Origin of the sequence: Motilimonas sp. 1_MG-2023 (genome assembly GCF_030547455.1) — a bacterium.
Lineage (GTDB): Bacteria > Pseudomonadota > Gammaproteobacteria > Enterobacterales > CBDFNC01 > Motilimonas.
Window position 1 is genome coordinate 69,204 of sequence record NZ_JAUOPX010000009.1, and the last position, 16,971, is coordinate 86,174.

The following is a 16,971-nucleotide window of genomic DNA, read 5'->3' on the forward strand; positions in this document are numbered from 1 at the left end:
GGTAAAGAGTCAGATGCCAAAACGTACTGATATAAAAAGTATACTTATAATAGGTGCTGGTCCAATTGTGATCGGCCAGGCTTGTGAATTCGACTATTCAGGTGCGCAAGCGTGTAAGGCGTTAAGAGAAGAAGGTTACCGTGTAATCTTAGTTAACTCTAACCCTGCAACAATTATGACCGACCCAGAAATGGCTGATGCAACTTACATCGAGCCTATCCACTGGGAAGTGGTTGCGAACATCATCGAAAAAGAACGCCCTGATGCCATCTTACCGACTATGGGTGGTCAAACGGCGTTGAACTGTGCCCTTGAACTTGAAAGTAAAGGCGTACTTAAAAAGTTCAATGTTGAGATGATTGGCGCAACAGCTGACGCGATTGATAAAGCAGAAGACCGTAGTCGTTTCGACAAAGCAATGAAAAGCATTGGCCTAGAATGTCCACGTGCTGGTATTGCTCACTCAATGGAAGAAGCTTACGGCGTACTGGCTGAGGTTGGCTTTCCTTGTATTATTCGTCCATCTTTCACCATGGGTGGCTCAGGTGGCGGTATTGCTTACAACAAAGAAGAATTTGATGATATCTGTAGCGGCGGCTTAGATTTATCACCAACTAACGAACTGCTTATCGACGAATCTTTGATTGGTTGGAAAGAATATGAAATGGAAGTGGTTCGCGACAAGAACGACAACTGTATCATTGTTTGTTCTATCGAAAACTTCGATCCTATGGGGATCCACACCGGTGACTCTATCACCGTTGCTCCGGCGCAAACGTTAACCGACAAAGAATACCAATTGATGCGTAATGCGTCAGTGGCGGTACTGCGTGAAATTGGTGTTGAAACAGGCGGTTCAAACGTACAGTTTGGTATCAACCCTGAAGATGGCCGCATGGTTATCATCGAGATGAACCCACGGGTATCACGTTCTTCAGCATTAGCATCAAAAGCAACGGGTTTCCCAATTGCGAAAATCGCGGCTAAGCTAGCGGTTGGCTTTACCCTTGATGAACTACAAAATGATATTACGGGTGGCGCAACGCCAGCGTCATTTGAGCCTGCTATCGATTATGTTGTTACTAAGATCCCTCGCTTTAACTTTGAAAAATTCGCTGGCTCAAACGATCGTCTGACCACGCAAATGAAATCGGTTGGTGAAGTAATGGCCATTGGCCGCAACCAACAAGAGTCCATGCAAAAAGCACTACGCGGCCTTGAAGTAGGGGCAACCGGCTTTGATTCGGTCGTTGACCTACAAGACCCTAACGCGCTGGCTAAAGTGAAACATGAGCTACAAGATGCTGGTGCTGAGCGTATTTGGTATATCGGTGATGCCTTCCGCTTAGGCTTAACCTCTCAAGATGTATTCGATTTAACCAAAATTGACCTTTGGTTCTTGGTACAAATTGAAGACCTAATTAAAGAAGAGCAACGTTTAGCGGAAGATGGCTTTGCGGCCCTTGATGCTGAGCGTTTATACGCGCTTAAGCGTAAAGGTTTTGCAGATGCACGCTTAGCTAAAATTTTAGGTGTGTCTGAAGCCGAAGTGCGTAAGCTGCGTGACAAGTTTGATATTCACCCTGTTTACAAGCGTGTTGATACCTGTGCTGCTGAATTTTCTACTAGCACGGCTTATATGTACTCAACTTACGATGAAGAGTGTGAAGCCCAGCCAACAGACAATGACAAGATCATGGTGATTGGCGGCGGTCCTAACCGTATTGGCCAAGGTATTGAATTTGATTACTGTTGTGTTCATGCTGCGCTTGCCGCTCGTGAAGATGGTTATGAAACCATTATGGTTAACTGTAACCCTGAGACAGTTTCAACGGATTACGACACATCAGATCGCTTATACTTTGAATCTATTACCCTTGAAGACGTATTAGAAATTGTCCGTTTAGAGAAGCCAAAAGGTGTTATCGTGCAATACGGCGGTCAAACGCCACTTAAACTAGCACGTGCCCTTGAAGCAGCTGGCGTACCTATTATTGGTACTTCTCCTGATGCGATTGACCGCGCAGAAGACCGTGAGCGCTTCCAACAAGCGGTTGAGCGTTTAGGTTTGAAACAACCAGAAAACGCGACCGTGACGACAGTTGAATCGGCAGTGGCTTGTGCAGAGAAAATTACTTACCCATTAGTGGTGCGTCCATCTTATGTGCTTGGTGGTCGAGCGATGGAAATCGTTTACGATGAGCAAGACTTACGTCGCTACTTTAATGAAGCCGTGTCTGTTTCCAACGAATCACCTGTATTACTTGATCGCTTCTTAGACGATGCGATTGAAGTGGATGTGGATGCGATTTGTGATGGCGAAAACTTTGTTATCGGCGGCATTATGGAGCACATCGAGCAAGCGGGCGTTCACTCTGGTGACTCGGCATGTTCATTACCGCCATATTCTTTAAGCGCTGAAATTCAGGACGTGATGCGCGATCAAGCGCGTAAGCTTGCATTTGAGTTAGGCGTAGTTGGCTTAATGAATATTCAGTTTGCCGTGAAAGATAACGAAGTTTACTTAATCGAAGTCAACCCACGTGCCGCTCGTACGGTACCGTTTGTGTCTAAAGCAACGGGTGTGCCGTTAGCAAAAGTTGCTGCTCGCGTTATGGCGGGTCAAAGCCTAGTTGAGCAAGGTTTCACTGAAGAGGTGATTCCACCTTACTTCTCAGTTAAAGAAGTCGTATTACCGTTCAACAAGTTCCCAGGTGTGGATCCTATCTTAGGCCCAGAAATGCGCTCAACGGGTGAAGTTATGGGCGTGGGTGATACATTTGCCGAAGCGTATGCAAAAGCTGAATTAGGTGCGATTAAAGATGTGCCTAAGTCTGGCCGCGCTCTACTGTCGGTACGTGACTCTGACAAGAAGAAAGTGGCTAAGCTAGCTGCTGAGCTGATTGAACTGGGTTATGAAATTGATGCGACTCATGGTACTGCTGTGGTATTAGGCGAAGCGGGTATTAACCCTCGTTTAGTTAACAAGGTATCAGAAGGCCGTCCGCATATTTTGGACCGCATTAAAAATGGTGAATACACTTATATTGTCAACACCACTGAAGGTCGTCAAGCGATTGAAGACTCGAAGCAGCTACGCCGCGCGGCACTGCGTGAGAAAGTGAACTACACCACGACTATTAATGGTGCGTTTGCAACTTGTCACGGCCATTCTGCTGATAACAGAGATAAAGTGATGTCGCTGCAAGAGCTACATCAGCGTGTGTTAACTCGATAAGTTTATTGAAACTTATTGTTAAAAAGGTCGCTTAGGCGGCCTTTTTTATTAGCTGCAGGTGCAAGTTTGTTTAATTCATATTACAATGCGCCGATTAATACTCAGCTTGACTTGTTCGGCTTGCAGTGTCATTTCTAATTACTAAATAGGTTGTTAAGTATGAACCAATTCCCTATGACTGCTCACGGTGCAGCACTACTTCGTGAAGAATTGGAGCAGTTAAAAACGGTGAAACGTCCTGCTATTATTGAGGCGATTGCTGAAGCGCGTGAACACGGTGATTTAAAAGAGAATGCTGAATATCATGCCGCTCGTGAAGAGCAAGGTTTTTGTGAAGGTCGAATTCAAGAAATTGAAGGCAAGTTGTCTAATGCTCAGATCATCGATGTGACTAAAATTCCAAACCATGGCAAAGTGATTTTTGGCTCAACGGTGACCATTCTTAATACTGAAACCGATGCTGAAGTGACGTATCGCATTGTCGGGGATGATGAAGCTGATATTAAGAAAAACCAGATTTCTGTTAACTCACCGATTGCGCGCGGCCTAATTGCTAAGTCTGTCGATGATGTTGCCGTAATTAAAACACCTGGCGGTGAAGTTGAATTTGAAATTCTTGAAGTGCAGTACGTATAAAAAAGCCGGGTTGTAAAAAGAGTAAAAAGGAGCGAGTGCTCCTTTTTTTATAGCTGATTTATTTCTTTGGTAAGGTGATTTTTTTGTCTTCGGTCGGACGATAAAGAACTAATGTATGGCCGATAGTTGTCACTTCTGCCGCGTTTGTTTCTCTGACGATAGCATCAATGATTAGGCGTTTTGTATCGCGGTCATCGGTGGCCACTTTAACCTTGATTAGTTCATGAATATTAAGGCTGTTGTCAATTTCAGCAATCACACCCTCAGTCAAACCGTTTTGGCCGAGTAATACAACAGGTTTTAACGAATGGGCTAGGCCTTTTAAGAATTGTTTTTGCTTTTTTGTTAAATTCATGGAGATTTCTTTTAAATAAGGGTTGAATTGCGCTTATTGTACCTCCATCTTTGTGCTAATACTAATAACTGCTCAAAGAGGGATGAACAATGGCAAAAAGTACTAAGTCTGCCAGTTCAAAAAGGTGGTTAGATGAGCACGTTAATGATCATTATGTGCAAGAAGCAAATCGCTTAGGCTTACGCTCTCGAGCGGTATTCAAGCTAGATGAAATAAACAATAAAGATAAAATTATTAAAACTGGCATGAGTGTGGTCGACTTAGGGGCAGCCCCTGGCAGTTGGTCGCATCGTTGTGCTGAAATTGTCGGAGATGCCGGGCAAGTGATTGCTTGTGACATTCTACCGATGGACGCCATTGCGGGAGTTGATTTTTTACAAGGCGACTTTCGTGAAGAAGTGGTGCTAAATGCGTTGCTTGAACGAATTGGTGATAAAAAAGTGAATGTTGTGTTGTCTGATATGGCACCCAACATGAGTGGTACCAGTCAAGTTGATCAGCCTAGAGCCATGTATTTGGTGGAATTAGCACTGGATATGTGTCATCAAGTTTTGGCCAAAAACGGCAGTTTCGTCGTAAAGGTATTTATGGGCGAAGGATATGATGACTTTATCAAATCTGTCCGAACAGCATTTAATGTTGTTAAAACGAGAAAACCAGACTCTTCGCGAGCGCGCTCAAGAGAAGTCTATATTGTGGCTACTGGTTTCAAACTGTAGTAATCTTGGTATGTATTTAATTGTTAAAGAAGAGGTAGCACCTTGAGCGATATGGCTAAAAACCTAATCTTGTGGTTAGTGATCGCCGTTGTATTGATGTCGGTGTTCCAAAGTTTTAGCCCCGGCGAAGCCGGTGGTAAACAGATGGACTACACCACCTTCGTAAAAGAAGTGAGTCAGGGACAGATTCAAGAAGTCCGGATCAATGGTCAAGAAATTAATGGTACAAAGTCAAACAGAGAGCGTTTTGTCACGTACATGCCGACGCGTGATCCTGATTTATTAAATGATCTAATCAATAACAATGTAAAAGTATTGGGTGAGCCGCCAGAAGAGCCAAGCTTGTTAACCTCTATTTTTATTTCATGGTTCCCAATGCTGCTGTTAATTGGCGTATGGGTGTTCTTTATGCGCCAAATGCAAGGTGGTGGCGGTAAAGGTGCCATGTCGTTTGGTAAGAGCAAAGCGCGCTTAATGGGCGAAGATCAAATTAAAACCACATTTGCTGATGTAGCAGGTTGTGATGAAGCTAAGGAAGATGTTGCTGAATTAGTCGACTACCTTAAAGATCCCAGTCGCTTCCAAAAACTGGGTGGTAAAATTCCAACGGGTATTTTGCTAGTGGGTCCTCCAGGTACGGGTAAAACGCTATTGGCTAAAGCCATCGCTGGTGAAGCTAAAGTGCCTTTCTTTACTATTTCAGGCTCTGACTTTGTTGAAATGTTTGTTGGTGTTGGTGCATCTCGTGTGCGAGACATGTTTGACCAAGCTAAAAAGTCTGCGCCGTGTATCATCTTTATCGATGAGATTGATGCTGTCGGTCGTCAACGTGGTGCTGGTTTAGGTGGTGGTCACGACGAGCGTGAACAAACCTTGAACCAAATGCTAGTTGAAATGGATGGTTTTGAAGGTAATGAAGGCATAATTGTTATCGCTGCGACTAACCGTCCAGATGTGTTAGACCCTGCTTTGTTACGTCCTGGTCGTTTTGACCGCCAAGTGGTCGTTGGTTTACCTGATGTACGTGGTCGTGAACAAATTCTTAAAGTGCACATGCGTAAAGTGCCGCTTGAAGGGGATGTTAATGCCGCGGTAATTGCACGTGGTACACCTGGCTTTTCTGGTGCCGATCTGGCTAACTTAGTTAATGAAGCGGCATTGTTTGCTGCTCGTGGTAACCGTCGCACCGTCACCATGGAAGAGTTTGAAAAAGCTAAAGATAAAATCATGATGGGCGCAGAGCGCAAATCAATGGTAATGACTGAGCAAGATAAAGAATCAACAGCATACCATGAAGCTGGTCATGCTATTGTTGGTCGCTTGGTACCTGAGCACGATCCTGTTTACAAAGTGAGTATCATTCCACGAGGCCGAGCCTTAGGTGTGACCATGTACTTACCCGAGCAAGACCGCGTTAGTTACAACAAACAACATCTTGAAAGTATGATCTCGAGCCTATACGGCGGCCGCTTAGCGGAAGAGATTATCTATGGTGTTGATAAGGTATCGACAGGTGCGTCAAACGACATTGAACGCGCTACCGACTTGGCCCGTAAAATGGTCACACAATGGGGTCTGTCTGAAAAGATGGGGCCATTGTTATACGCTGAAGAAGAAGGCGAGGTGTTCTTAGGCCGCAGTGCTGCGAAAGTGAAGCATATGTCAGATGATACCGCGCGTTTGATTGACCAAGAAATTCGGATGTTAATTGATCGTAACTACGATCGCGCTCGTCAAATCTTGGAAGACAATATGGACATATTACATGCGATGAAAGATGCGCTAATGAAATATGAAACCATAGACGCAAAACAGATTGATGACTTAATGGAGCGTCGTGAAGTTCGCGCTCCAGCCGAGTGGACCGAAGAAGGTCATGCAAAGCCCGCAGCCGAGCCAAGTGCGAAAGGCGAAGAGCCTAAGCCTAAAGAAAGTGCTGATGAGGAAAAATCGGAAGAGGTTGACTCTGATTCAGCTAAGTCTGATAGTGTTCAGCTGGGCAAAAAAGACGACAACGATAAATCATCATTGTTGTAAGAGCCTCGTTAATTAAAGATAAAAACCCGAGTTAGCTCGGGTTTTTTGTTTTCTGGCGTTTAACGACGCTATGTTAGGTAAAAGGTAAGGTATATGCAGCTCATCAGTGGTAATAGAACGTTAGACTTATCGACGCCGCAAGTTATGGGGATACTCAATGTTACCCCTGACTCTTTTTCTGATGGTGGACAGTTCCAATTCTTCGAGCAGGCAATTAATCAAGCTAGCCAGATGGTACAGCAGGGCGCAGCTATTATCGACATTGGCGGCGAGTCGACACGCCCTGGCGCAGAGTCGGTCTCCCTTGATGAAGAGCTGTCTCGCACTATTCCTGTGATTGAAAAGATTGCCAACGATATTGATGTGTGGATTTCTATCGACACCAGCAAAGCTCAGGTAATGAAAGAGGCTGTTGCAGCTGGCGCCCATTTAATTAATGATGTCTGCGCCTTGCAGGAAGAAGGTGCACTTGAGGTTGCAGCGCTGTGTAATGTGCCGGTTTGTTTGATGCACATGCAAGGCGCGCCACGTTCAATGCAGGTTGCACCAAGTTATGAGAATGTGGCCAAAGACATCACTCACTTTTTTATGCAGCGTATTTCAGCTTGTTGCGAAGCAGGGATCGACAAGTCCCAAATTATATTGGATCCAGGTTTTGGTTTTGGTAAGACTTTGGACCATAATTATCAATTATTACAGCGATTAAAGCAGTTTTCTGAGTTAGGTTATCCGCTGCTAACCGGTTTATCGCGTAAATCTATGTTTGGTGATTGGCTTGGTAGAACGGTTGATCAACGTTTAGCCGCCAGTTTAGCCGGCGTGTTGTTGTGTGCCCAGCAAGGTGCAAATATTGTTCGGGTACATGACGTTCAAGAAACTTCAGATGTTCTGAAGGTATTAAAAAAAACCATTGAAAGTTAATTTATTTAACAGGTTTAAATCTAAGCTAAGGTCAGACAATAATGACAAGAAAATATTTTGGCACTGACGGAATTCGAGGCAAAGTAGGTGAATATCCAATTACACCTGATTTTGCATTGAAACTTGGTTGGGCAGCAGGAAAGGTGCTGGCTAAACAAGGTACCAGGACGGTACTTATTGGCAAAGATACCCGTATTTCGGGATATATGTTGGAATCAGCACTGGAAGCAGGGCTATCGGCAGCAGGGTTAAGTGCTTCATTATTAGGCCCGATGCCAACGCCTGCGGTGGCTTATTTAACGCGTACATTTCGCGCTGAAGCTGGGATAGTGATCAGCGCATCTCACAACCCTTATTACGATAATGGTATTAAGTTTTTTTCGGCTGATGGTACTAAATTAGCTGATGAGATTGAGTTGGCTATTGAAGAAGAGCTCGAAAAGCCAATCAGCTGTGTAGACTCAGCTATGTTAGGCAAAGCTAAGCGTATAGCGGATGCTGCGGGGCGTTATATTGAATTTTGTAAAAGCACTTTTCCAACTAAATACAACCTACGTGGCTTAAAGGTTGTTGTTGATTGCGCCCATGGCGCGACCTATCACATTGCGCCAAATGTATTGCGAGAGTTGGGGGCCGAGGTGATTGAAATGGGTTGCCAACCCGATGGCCTCAACATCAATGAGCAAGTTGGTGCGACAGATACCCGTGCATTAGCACAACGTGTATTAAATGAAGCCGCCGACGTTGGCATTGCTTATGATGGGGATGGTGATCGTGTAATGATGGTTGACCACACTGGTTACGTCGTTGATGGTGATGAGATTCTATATATTGTTGCCCGTGATGAGCTTCGCCGTGGACGCCTCAAGGGCGGTGTAGTTGGCACTAAAATGTCTAATGTTGGTCTTGAGATAGCTTTTCAAACTTTAGGTATTCCATTTGTTCGCGCTGATGTTGGCGATCGTTACGTGATGGAAAAAATGAAACAAAAAGGCTGGCGCTTAGGCGGTGAGAACTCGGGACACATTATTTTTTCTGATCATGTTTCAACGGGTGATGGCATTGTTGCTTCTTTGCAGGTATTAGCGGCAATGCGCAGCCATGATTTAAGTTTGCATGATACGCGACGTGGCTTACAAATGTTCCCACAAGTGCTTTTAAATGTGCGCTTCTCAGGTGAAAATAATCCATTGTTAGCGCAAGGTGTGCAAGCTGAAGTCGCTCGAATAGAAGCTGAGTTAGGCGAGCGTGGTCGTGTGCTGTTACGTAAATCAGGCACTGAGCCATTGATTCGAGTGATGGTGGAGGGCGAGCATCTTGAGACGGTAACAAATTTTGCTCAATCTATCGTAGAGCAAGTTAAGTTAGCTTGCACAGAGACTTAGTTGGTTATTTAGCCATTAAAGTATAAATGTTCTATTATGGCGCTGCTTATTCGAGCAGTCGCCATTTTTGTCTCGAAATCTCGCATTTAGTCCTTGTCATTTTTTACTAGGTTAGTTACTATCAGCGCCGCTTCTGATGAGGGTTGTCCCTCATGACTATATGAAAAGCAAATTAATAGGTATGGAAAATGTTTGAGATATTACTGGTTATATATCTTTTAGTGTCTTTGGCTTTGGTTGGATTAGTGCTAATTCAACATGGCAAAGGTGCAGATATGGGCGCGTCTTTCGGCTCAGGTTCGTCTCAAACAGTTTTCGGTGCCTCTGGCTCAGGCAACTTTTTAACGCGCACTACTGCAATCTTAGCAACGGCATTTTTCGTGTTAAGTCTTGCATTAGGCAACTTGTCGACAAGCCATACAAATAAAGCTGATGAATGGAGTGATTTATCTGCTCCAGTCACAGAAGAAGTAGTTAACCCTGCTTCAGATGTACCCGCTGCAAACAGTGAATCTAACAGCGACGTACCTCAGTAACAAATATGCCGTGGTGGTGGAATTGGTAGACACGCCAGCTTGAGGGGCTGGTGTCCGTTAGGACGTGAGGGTTCAAGTCCCTCCCTCGGCACCAAGTTTTTAAACAATCAATTTTCAGACAATTGATTGCATAGTGTGATTTACAGCGCTATAATCTCGCCAGTTTCGGGCGCGGGGTGGAGCAGTCTGGTAGCTCGTCGGGCTCATAACCCGAAGGTCGTCGGTTCAAATCCGGCCCCCGCAACCAACTTTCAAATCTCTCTTCGAGAGGTTGTTTTAAGTAGCAGTTTGTTACTTAAAGCAATAGTTTTAAGCCAAGCTTAAATCAGTGGAAAGTTTTAAAGCCCCGTTTACGGGGTTTTTTATTATCTGGTCGTTTAAAACGACTAAATACATGGGCTATAAAGCCCTTTTTTTGTTTCTGAAGGAGGCGTAATTGGCTGGTCTTGAACAAAAATTGACTGAAATGTTAGAGCCAAGCGTGACTGACCTAGGTTTCGAGTTGCTCGGCATTGAGTTCCACAATGCAGGTAAAAACTCGGTATTACGAGTTTATATTGACCATGAAGATGGCATTTACGTGGAAAACTGCGCACAAGTTAGTCACCAAGTAAGTGCGATTTTAGATGTGGAAGATCCTATCTCATCTGAATATACCTTAGAGGTTTCCTCTGCTGGTATGGAAAGGCCACTATTTAAAGTGGAACACTATCAGCAATTTATTGGTGAAGAAGTAAAACTGCAACTGCGCATGCCGATTACGAATCGTAGAAAATGGAAAGGTGTTATCAAAGCAGCTGAAAACGACCTCATTACTCTTGAAGTAGAAGGGCGTGAAGAGAGCTTTGCGATAAGTAACATTCAAAAAGCTAATATAGTTCCTAAATTTGACTAACGGGGCGATCAGGAATGAATAAAGAAATCTTACTAGTCGTAGATGCCGTATCCAATGAAAAAGCTGTTCCTCGTGAGAAGATTTTTCAGGCGTTAGAAAGTGCGCTGGCAACTGCAACCAAGAAGAAGTACGAAGGCGAAATTGAAGTTCGTGTAGAAATTGACCGTAAAACGGGTGAGTTTGAAACTTTCCGTCGTTGGTTAGTGGTTGCGCCTGACGTAGGTGTTGAGCATCCATATAGCGAAATAACCTTTGAAGCGGCAGAATATGAAAACCCAGACATACAAGTGGGTGATTATGTTGAAGACCAAATTGAATCGGTAAAATTTGACCGTATTACCACTCAAACTGCGAAACAAGTGATCGTACAAAAAGTACGTGAAGCTGAGCGTTCGATGGTAGTGGAGCAGTATCAAGAGCAAGAAGGTGAGTTAATCACAGGAGTGGTGAAGAAAATCAGCCGCGAAACCTTAGTGATGGACTTAGGTAACAATGCCGAAGCGGTTATTTTACGTGACGAAATGTTACCGCGTGAAAACTTCCGCCCTGGCGATCGTGTGCGTGGTTTATTGTTCTCAGTTCGCCCTGAAGCGCGCGGAGCACAATTATTTGTCAGCCGTAGTCGTCCTGAAATGTTGATCGAACTTTTCCGTTTGGAAGTGCCAGAAATTGGCGAAGAGATGATCGAAATTAAAGGTGCTGCTCGTGATCCTGGTTCACGCGCTAAAATTGCCGTGAAAACCAATGACAAACGTATCGACCCTATCGGTGCTTGTGTTGGTATGCGTGGCGCACGCGTGCAAGCTGTTACAAGTGAGCTAGGCGGCGAGCGAATTGATATCGTGCTTTGGGATGATAACCCTGCCCAGTTTGTGATTAACGCGATGGCGCCTGCTGAAGTCGCCTCTATCGTGGTTGATGAAGACTCTCACAGCATGGATATTGCTGTAGAAGCAGACAACTTAGCGCAAGCCATTGGCCGTAATGGTCAAAATGTACGATTAGCCTCACAACTTACTGGTTGGGAACTAAACGTAATGACGGTAGCAGATTTGCAAGAGAAGCATCAGGCTGAAGCAGATAAAGTAATCACTTTATTTGTAAATAGCTTGGACATTGATGATGACTTTGCAACTTTACTTGCCGAAGAAGGCTTTAGTACGTTAGAAGAAATTGCTTACGTACCCGTTAATGAGCTGATGGAGATTGACGGTTTAACTGAAGAAATCGTAGAACAACTTCGTGAGCGCGCCAAAGGCGTATTAACGACCAAAGCACTTGCTGATGAAGAAAACCTAGAAGGTGCCGAGCCAGCAGCTGATCTGCTTGCCCTTGACGGTTTAGATGAACATTTAGCGTATGTATTAGCGAGTAAGGGTGTTGTGACACTTGAAGACTTAGCTGAACAAGGCGTTGATGATATCAGTGAAATAGATGGGTTAGATGAGCAAAAAGCAGGTGAGCTAATTATGGCAGCCCGCAATATTTGTTGGTTTAGCGATGAAGCATAATTAGGTCAGCGGAGGAAATAATACCAATGGCAGAAGTAAGTATTGAAACCCTTGCCAAAGAAATTAGTACGCCGGTTGATCGTTTAGTTCAACAGTTTGCTGATGCGGGCATCAAAAAAACAACCAGTGATAAAGTAACAGAAGATGAAAAACAAACGTTACTTAATCATTTATCAAAGCAGCATGGTGGCAAAGCTGAGCCAAGCCGCATGACGCTGCAACGTAAAACTAAAACTACTTTAAACGTGCCTAGCACGGGTGGTAAGCAAAAAGCGGTACAAGTAGAAGTACGTAAAAAACGTACCTACGTTAAGCGTAGTACTGCAGATGAAGAGGCGCGTTTAGCTGAAGAAGCTCGCTTAGCCGAAGAAGATAAAGCACAAGCGGAAGCTGCAGCTAAAGCCGAAGCAGAGGCTAAAGCCAAGGCAGAAGCTGAAGCAAAAGCCAAGGCAAAAGCGAAAGCAGAGGCTGAAGCAAAAGCTAAACCGGCAGAAAAAGCACCGGTGAAGAAAGCCGAAGCGCCAAAAGTAAAATCAAAAGCGGAATCTATGACCCCAGAGCAACAAGCAAAAGCGAAAGAAGAAGCGGAGCTGTTGAAAAAAGCAGAACAAGCGGCTTTATTGAAAGCAGAAAAAGAAGCTGAAGCGTTAGCCCAAGAAGCGAAGAAACTCGCTGAAGAAAATGCGAAGCGTTGGGAAGAAGAAGAAGCAAAACGCAAACGTGATGAAGAGCAAGCGGATCACCATGTGACGACCTCTCTAGCAGCACGAGCAGCAGAAGATAAAGTGGATTCTCAAGCCGAAGGCCAAGGCCGTCGTCGTAAGAAGAAACCACGTAAAGATGAGCCAGTACCTCATCGTAATGCTAAAGGTAAGCGTGGTAAACGCCAACCGCAAGCACCATCATCAATGCAACATGGTTTCCAAAAACCAGCCGCGCCAGTTGAGCGCGATGTAAAAATTGGTGAAACCATTAGCGTGGCAGAGCTTGCTAACAAAATGGCCGTAAAAGGCGTGGAAGTTATCAAAGCGATGATGAAGATGGGCGCCATGGCGACTATCAACCAAGTGATTGACCAAGAAACAGCGGCACTAGTGGCTGAAGAAATGGGTCATAAAGTTATTCTGACTAAAGAAAACGAGCTTGAAGAACAAGTAATGGCAGAAGCACAAGGCAACCTTGAGTTAGCTCCTCGTGCGCCGGTTGTCACTATCATGGGTCACGTTGACCACGGTAAAACATCGCTACTTGATTACATTCGTCGTGCCACAGTTGCCGAAGGCGAGGCGGGCGGTATTACTCAGCATATTGGTGCATACCATGTGGATACCGAAGGTGGCATGATCACTTTCTTAGACACACCTGGTCACGCCGCGTTTACTGCGATGCGTTCTCGTGGTGCGAAAGCAACGGATATTGTTATCTTGGTTGTTGCAGCAGACGATGGCGTAATGCCACAAACGATTGAAGCTATTCAGCATGCTAAAGCAGCTGGCGTACCTTTAATTGTTGCTGTGAACAAAATGGATAAAGAAGCGGCAGACCCAGATCGCGTTAAAACTGAACTTTCACAACATGAAGTTATCTCAGAAGAATGGGGTGGCGAAAACATGTTTGTACACGTATCAGCGAAAGCCGGTACTGGTATCGATCAGTTACTAGAAACTATTTTGCTACAAGCTGAAGTACTTGACTTACAAGCTTCTCCAGTTGGTCCTGCGTCAGGTGTGGTTATTGAATCACGTCTAGATAAAGGTCGTGGTCCAGTGGCTTCTGTACTGGTACAACAAGGCGAACTAAAACGCGGTGATATCGTACTTTGTGGTCTAGAATACGGCCGTGTTCGTGCAATGCGTGATGAAAACGGTGTTGAAATTGAAGTTGCAGGCCCTTCTATTCCAGTGGAAATTTTAGGTCTTTCTGGTGTACCAAGTGCCGGCGACGAAGCGACTGTAGTTAAAGATGAGAAGAAAGCACGTGAAGTAGCGCTTTACCGTCAAGGTAAATTCCGTGACGTGAAATTGGCTCGTCAACAGAAAGCGAAACTTGAAAACATGTTTACGAACATGGAAGCAGGTGAGATTTCTGAGCTTAACGTAGTATTGAAAGCGGACGTACAAGGCTCTTTGGAAGCTATTTCAGATTCATTGAGTAAACTTTCAACTGAAGAAGTTAAAGTGAATATTATCGGCCGTGGTGTGGGTGGTATTACTGAGACTGATGCATCACTTGCTGCGGCATCAAACGGTATCATTCTTGGCTTTAACGTACGTGCGGATGCAACAGCGCGTCGCTTAATCCAGGCTGAAAGTGTTGACTTGCATTACTACAGCGTTATCTATGACTTGATCGATGAAGTAAAAGCTGCGATGTCTGGCTTACTATCGCCAGAATTCAAGCAAGAGATTATTGGTCTTGCTCAGGTACGTGATGTATTTAAATCACCTAAGATTGGCGCAATTGCTGGTTGTATGGTGACTGAAGGTATCGTGAAACGCAGCGCGCCAATTCGTGTTCTACGTGAAAACGTGGTTATCTACGAAGGTGAGCTAGAATCACTACGTCGCTTTAAAGATGACGTACAAGAAGTACGTAACGGCATGGAATGTGGTATCGGCGTTAAGAACTACAACGATGTTCGCGTAGGTGACCAAATCGAAGTATTTGAAACTGTTGAAGTTAAACGTAGCCTATAACATAGCCTGAATTGACAGGTAACACTAAGGGGGCTATAAGCCCCCTTCTTATCATAGGGCGTTTAGTTTTATCGGCCTAGAGAGAGAAATATAATGGCAAAAGAATTCAGTCGCTCACAGCGAGTGGCGCAGCAAATTCAAAAAGAAATTGCAGGTATTTTACAACGCGATGTAAAAGATCCGCGTATCGGTATGGTAACCGTATCCAGTGTTGAAGTGAGTCGAGATCTTGCTTACGCCTCTGTGTACGTTACTCTTTTCAATCTAGAAAATGACAGTATTGAAGAGTCGATGAAAGGTTTGAGCGAGGCCTCTGGCTACGTTCGAATGCTGCTTGGCAAAGCACTACGTTTACGTATTGTGCCTGAAATTAAGTTTGTTTATGACAACTCACTGGTAGAAGGTCTGCGCTTATCAGGTTTAGTGAGTGAAGCGGTTAATAAAGATAAACAAAAACAGAAAGATTCAGGTCGCGACGAGGAAGAGTAATGGGCAGACGAGGCAAGGCAAAGGGCCGCAATGTAAATGGCGTTTTATTACTAGATAAGCCTACCGGTATTTCATCTAATGATGCGCTGCAAAAAGTAAAACGTATTTATTATGCAGCGAAAGCAGGGCACACCGGTGCTTTGGATCCCCTTGCAACGGGCATGCTGCCTATTTGTTTAGGTGAAGCAACCAAGTTTTCACAATACCTACTTGATTCCGATAAGCGTTATGTTGTTACGGCTAAATTAGGTGTACGTACCACTACCAGCGATTCAGATGGTGAAGTGGTCAGTGAAAAACCGATTACGTTTACCCATGCACAATTGATTGATGCCCTTGATACCTTCCGCGGCGACATTATGCAAATTCCTTCCATGTACTCTGCGTTGAAGTACCAAGGTCAGCCTTTGTATAAGTATGCCCGTGAAGGCATTGAAGTACCTCGCGAAGCACGTCCTATCACTGTTTATGATCTTAAGTTATTACGTTTTGAAGGTGATGAGCTAGAGCTGGAAGTGCATAGTAGTAAAGGTACTTACATCCGTACTATTGTTGATGACCTAGGTGAGCTACTGGGTTGTGGGGCGCACGTGATCCAGTTACGCCGTACCCAAGTGAGTAAGTACCCTTACGAGCGTATGCTTACTCTAGAGCAATTGGAATGTATTTTGGAACAAGCTCGTGACAGCGACACGTTGCCAAGTGATGTACTTGATCCATTATTATTGCCATTAGATACCGCGGTTGAAGATTTACCAGAAGTGAACATGCCGAAAGTGGTTGCTGAATACGTCAAACATGGCCAGCCAGTGCAGGTGTCAGGCGCTCCCACGTCTGGGTTAGTGCGCATGACTGTTGGCTCTGAGCGTTTGTTTATCGGCGTAGGTGAAATTAACGATGATGGTCTCGTTGGGCCGAAACGTATGGTTAATTATTAAAGGTTAATCATCGGGGATTTATTTTATCTTTATCCTTGTTTTTACTTAGGGTGGCAGGTAAAATCCGCGACTCATTTTGCAGCTGAATTAGTGATTGGCTGCAATTAACTTAAATCTCAATATTATTGGAGTAGTTATGTCACTAAGTGCAGAAGCTAAAGCAGCAATCGTTGCAGAATACGCGACTAAAGAAGGCGACACTGGTTCACCAGAAGTACAAGTTGCACTGTTAACCACACAGATCAACCACTTACAAGGTCACTTCAAGACGCATATCCACGATCACCACAGCCGTCGTGGTCTACTACGTATGGTTAGCCAACGTCGTAAGCTTCTAGATTACCTAAAGCGTAAAAATGCAGAGCGTTACACTGCACTTATCGCTAAATTAGGTCTGCGTCGTTAATTTCGACTCATATCTGGAAAAAGGAGCCATATGGCTCCTTTTTTTGATCTTATTTTTGTTATCTCTTCCCCGAATTTCGCGTTTTTTGCTCTGCAACAAAAAAAAGCGTTGCAATTGTCGTAAGCCTACTTTGAATAATATGATTTCAAAAACTTATACAGTATACTTAGTCGCGAAATTAACGACCCAAAATTAAAGGATGATTCATG

14 protein-coding genes and 2 tRNA genes are annotated in these 16,971 nt (G+C 44.4%); 15 read left to right on the top strand and 1 reads right to left on the bottom strand.

The annotated features are described in order from the left end of the window. Positions 1–13: 13 nt before the first annotated feature. Together carB and greA are read left to right on the top strand one after the other, a co-directional pair. The gene (gene carB, locus Q4519_RS06775) at positions 14–3,238 is read left to right on the top strand and encodes a carbamoyl-phosphate synthase large subunit (protein ID WP_232803530.1); all 3,225 of its coding nucleotides are present in this window, start codon (positions 14–16) and stop codon (positions 3,236–3,238) included. 159 nt (positions 3,239–3,397) lie between these two features. Then, entirely contained in the window at positions 3,398–3,874 is a 477-nt protein-coding gene (gene greA / locus Q4519_RS06780) for a transcription elongation factor GreA (protein WP_232803531.1), read from the top strand. Between the two features lie 58 nt (positions 3,875–3,932). Here greA and yhbY read toward each other — a convergent pair whose 3' ends face one another. Continuing rightward, on the bottom strand, positions 3,933–4,229 hold the full coding sequence (gene yhbY / locus Q4519_RS06785; protein WP_232803532.1) for a ribosome assembly RNA-binding protein YhbY: 297 nt from the start codon (positions 4,227–4,229) through the stop codon (positions 3,933–3,935). Between the two features lie 89 nt (positions 4,230–4,318). Here yhbY and rlmE point away from each other — a divergent pair, with 89 nt between their 5' ends. The 13 genes from rlmE (at position 4,319) to rpsO (ending at position 16,762) form a co-directional block, all read left to right on the top strand. Continuing rightward, complete coding sequence (gene rlmE / locus Q4519_RS06790) at positions 4,319–4,948, top strand: 23S rRNA (uridine(2552)-2'-O)-methyltransferase RlmE (protein WP_232803533.1); 630 nt, start codon at positions 4,319–4,321, stop codon at positions 4,946–4,948. Positions 4,949–4,990: 42 nt separating this feature from the next. Continuing rightward, complete coding sequence (gene ftsH, locus Q4519_RS06795; protein WP_303511012.1) at positions 4,991–6,985, top strand: ATP-dependent zinc metalloprotease FtsH; 1,995 nt, start codon at positions 4,991–4,993, stop codon at positions 6,983–6,985. Positions 6,986–7,078: 93 nt separating this feature from the next. Beyond that, positions 7,079–7,906 (top strand): dihydropteroate synthase, encoded by an 828-nt coding sequence (gene folP, locus Q4519_RS06800; RefSeq protein ID WP_303511015.1) that lies wholly within the window; start codon positions 7,079–7,081, stop codon positions 7,904–7,906. 38 nt (positions 7,907–7,944) lie between these two features. Continuing rightward, positions 7,945–9,291 carry a phosphoglucosamine mutase gene (gene glmM / locus Q4519_RS06805; protein WP_303511200.1) on the top strand — a complete coding sequence of 449 codons (1,347 nt, stop codon included), beginning with the start codon at positions 7,945–7,947 and terminating at the stop codon, positions 9,289–9,291. 188 nt (positions 9,292–9,479) lie between these two features. Further along, positions 9,480–9,827: a preprotein translocase subunit SecG gene (gene secG / locus Q4519_RS06810; RefSeq protein ID WP_232803536.1), complete on the top strand. Its 348-nt coding sequence runs from the start codon at positions 9,480–9,482 to the stop codon at positions 9,825–9,827. A 7-nt stretch (positions 9,828–9,834) separates the two neighbouring features. Then, positions 9,835–9,921, top strand: a tRNA-Leu gene (locus Q4519_RS06815). Between the two features lie 76 nt (positions 9,922–9,997). Then, a tRNA-Met gene (locus Q4519_RS06820) sits at positions 9,998–10,074 on the top strand. Positions 10,075–10,263: 189 nt separating this feature from the next. Then, entirely contained in the window at positions 10,264–10,722 is a 459-nt protein-coding gene (rimP, locus tag Q4519_RS06825; RefSeq protein ID WP_232803537.1) for a ribosome maturation factor RimP, read from the top strand. Positions 10,723–10,736: 14 nt separating this feature from the next. Next, positions 10,737–12,233, top strand: coding sequence for a transcription termination factor NusA (gene nusA, locus Q4519_RS06830; protein ID WP_232803538.1), 1,497 nt, complete (start codon positions 10,737–10,739; stop codon positions 12,231–12,233). Positions 12,234–12,259: 26 nt separating this feature from the next. After that, positions 12,260–14,929 (top strand): translation initiation factor IF-2, encoded by a 2,670-nt coding sequence (gene infB, locus Q4519_RS06835; RefSeq protein WP_303511020.1) that lies wholly within the window; start codon positions 12,260–12,262, stop codon positions 14,927–14,929. Positions 14,930–15,022: 93 nt separating this feature from the next. Then, a complete protein-coding gene (gene rbfA / locus Q4519_RS06840; RefSeq protein WP_232803540.1) occupies positions 15,023–15,418 on the top strand; it encodes a 30S ribosome-binding factor RbfA in 396 nt (131 codons plus the stop codon). Next, the gene (gene truB, locus Q4519_RS06845; RefSeq protein ID WP_303511024.1) at positions 15,418–16,356 is read left to right on the top strand and encodes a tRNA pseudouridine(55) synthase TruB; all 939 of its coding nucleotides are present in this window, start codon (positions 15,418–15,420) and stop codon (positions 16,354–16,356) included. Before rbfA ends, truB begins: the two co-directional genes overlap by 1 nt. A gap of 136 nt (positions 16,357–16,492) precedes the next feature. After that, a complete protein-coding gene (gene rpsO, locus Q4519_RS06850; protein ID WP_232803542.1) occupies positions 16,493–16,762 on the top strand; it encodes a 30S ribosomal protein S15 in 270 nt (89 codons plus the stop codon). Positions 16,763–16,971 lie beyond the last annotated feature (209 nt).

Coding starts and splice junctions, on each gene's coding strand:
- truB (WP_303511024.1), top strand. CDS start 15,418: ATGGGCAGACGAGGCAAGGCAAAGGGCCGCAATGTAAATGGCGTTTTA.
- greA (WP_232803531.1), top strand. CDS start 3,398: ATGAACCAATTCCCTATGACTGCTCACGGTGCAGCACTACTTCGTGAA.
- carB (WP_232803530.1), top strand. CDS start 14: ATGCCAAAACGTACTGATATAAAAAGTATACTTATAATAGGTGCTGGT.
- folP (WP_303511015.1), top strand. CDS start 7,079: ATGCAGCTCATCAGTGGTAATAGAACGTTAGACTTATCGACGCCGCAA.
- nusA (WP_232803538.1), top strand. CDS start 10,737: ATGAATAAAGAAATCTTACTAGTCGTAGATGCCGTATCCAATGAAAAA.
- rbfA (WP_232803540.1), top strand. CDS start 15,023: ATGGCAAAAGAATTCAGTCGCTCACAGCGAGTGGCGCAGCAAATTCAA.
- infB (WP_303511020.1), top strand. CDS start 12,260: ATGGCAGAAGTAAGTATTGAAACCCTTGCCAAAGAAATTAGTACGCCG.
- yhbY (WP_232803532.1), bottom strand. CDS start 4,229: ATGAATTTAACAAAAAAGCAAAAACAATTCTTAAAAGGCCTAGCCCAT.
- rlmE (WP_232803533.1), top strand. CDS start 4,319: ATGGCAAAAAGTACTAAGTCTGCCAGTTCAAAAAGGTGGTTAGATGAG.
- rpsO (WP_232803542.1), top strand. CDS start 16,493: ATGTCACTAAGTGCAGAAGCTAAAGCAGCAATCGTTGCAGAATACGCG.
- secG (WP_232803536.1), top strand. CDS start 9,480: ATGTTTGAGATATTACTGGTTATATATCTTTTAGTGTCTTTGGCTTTG.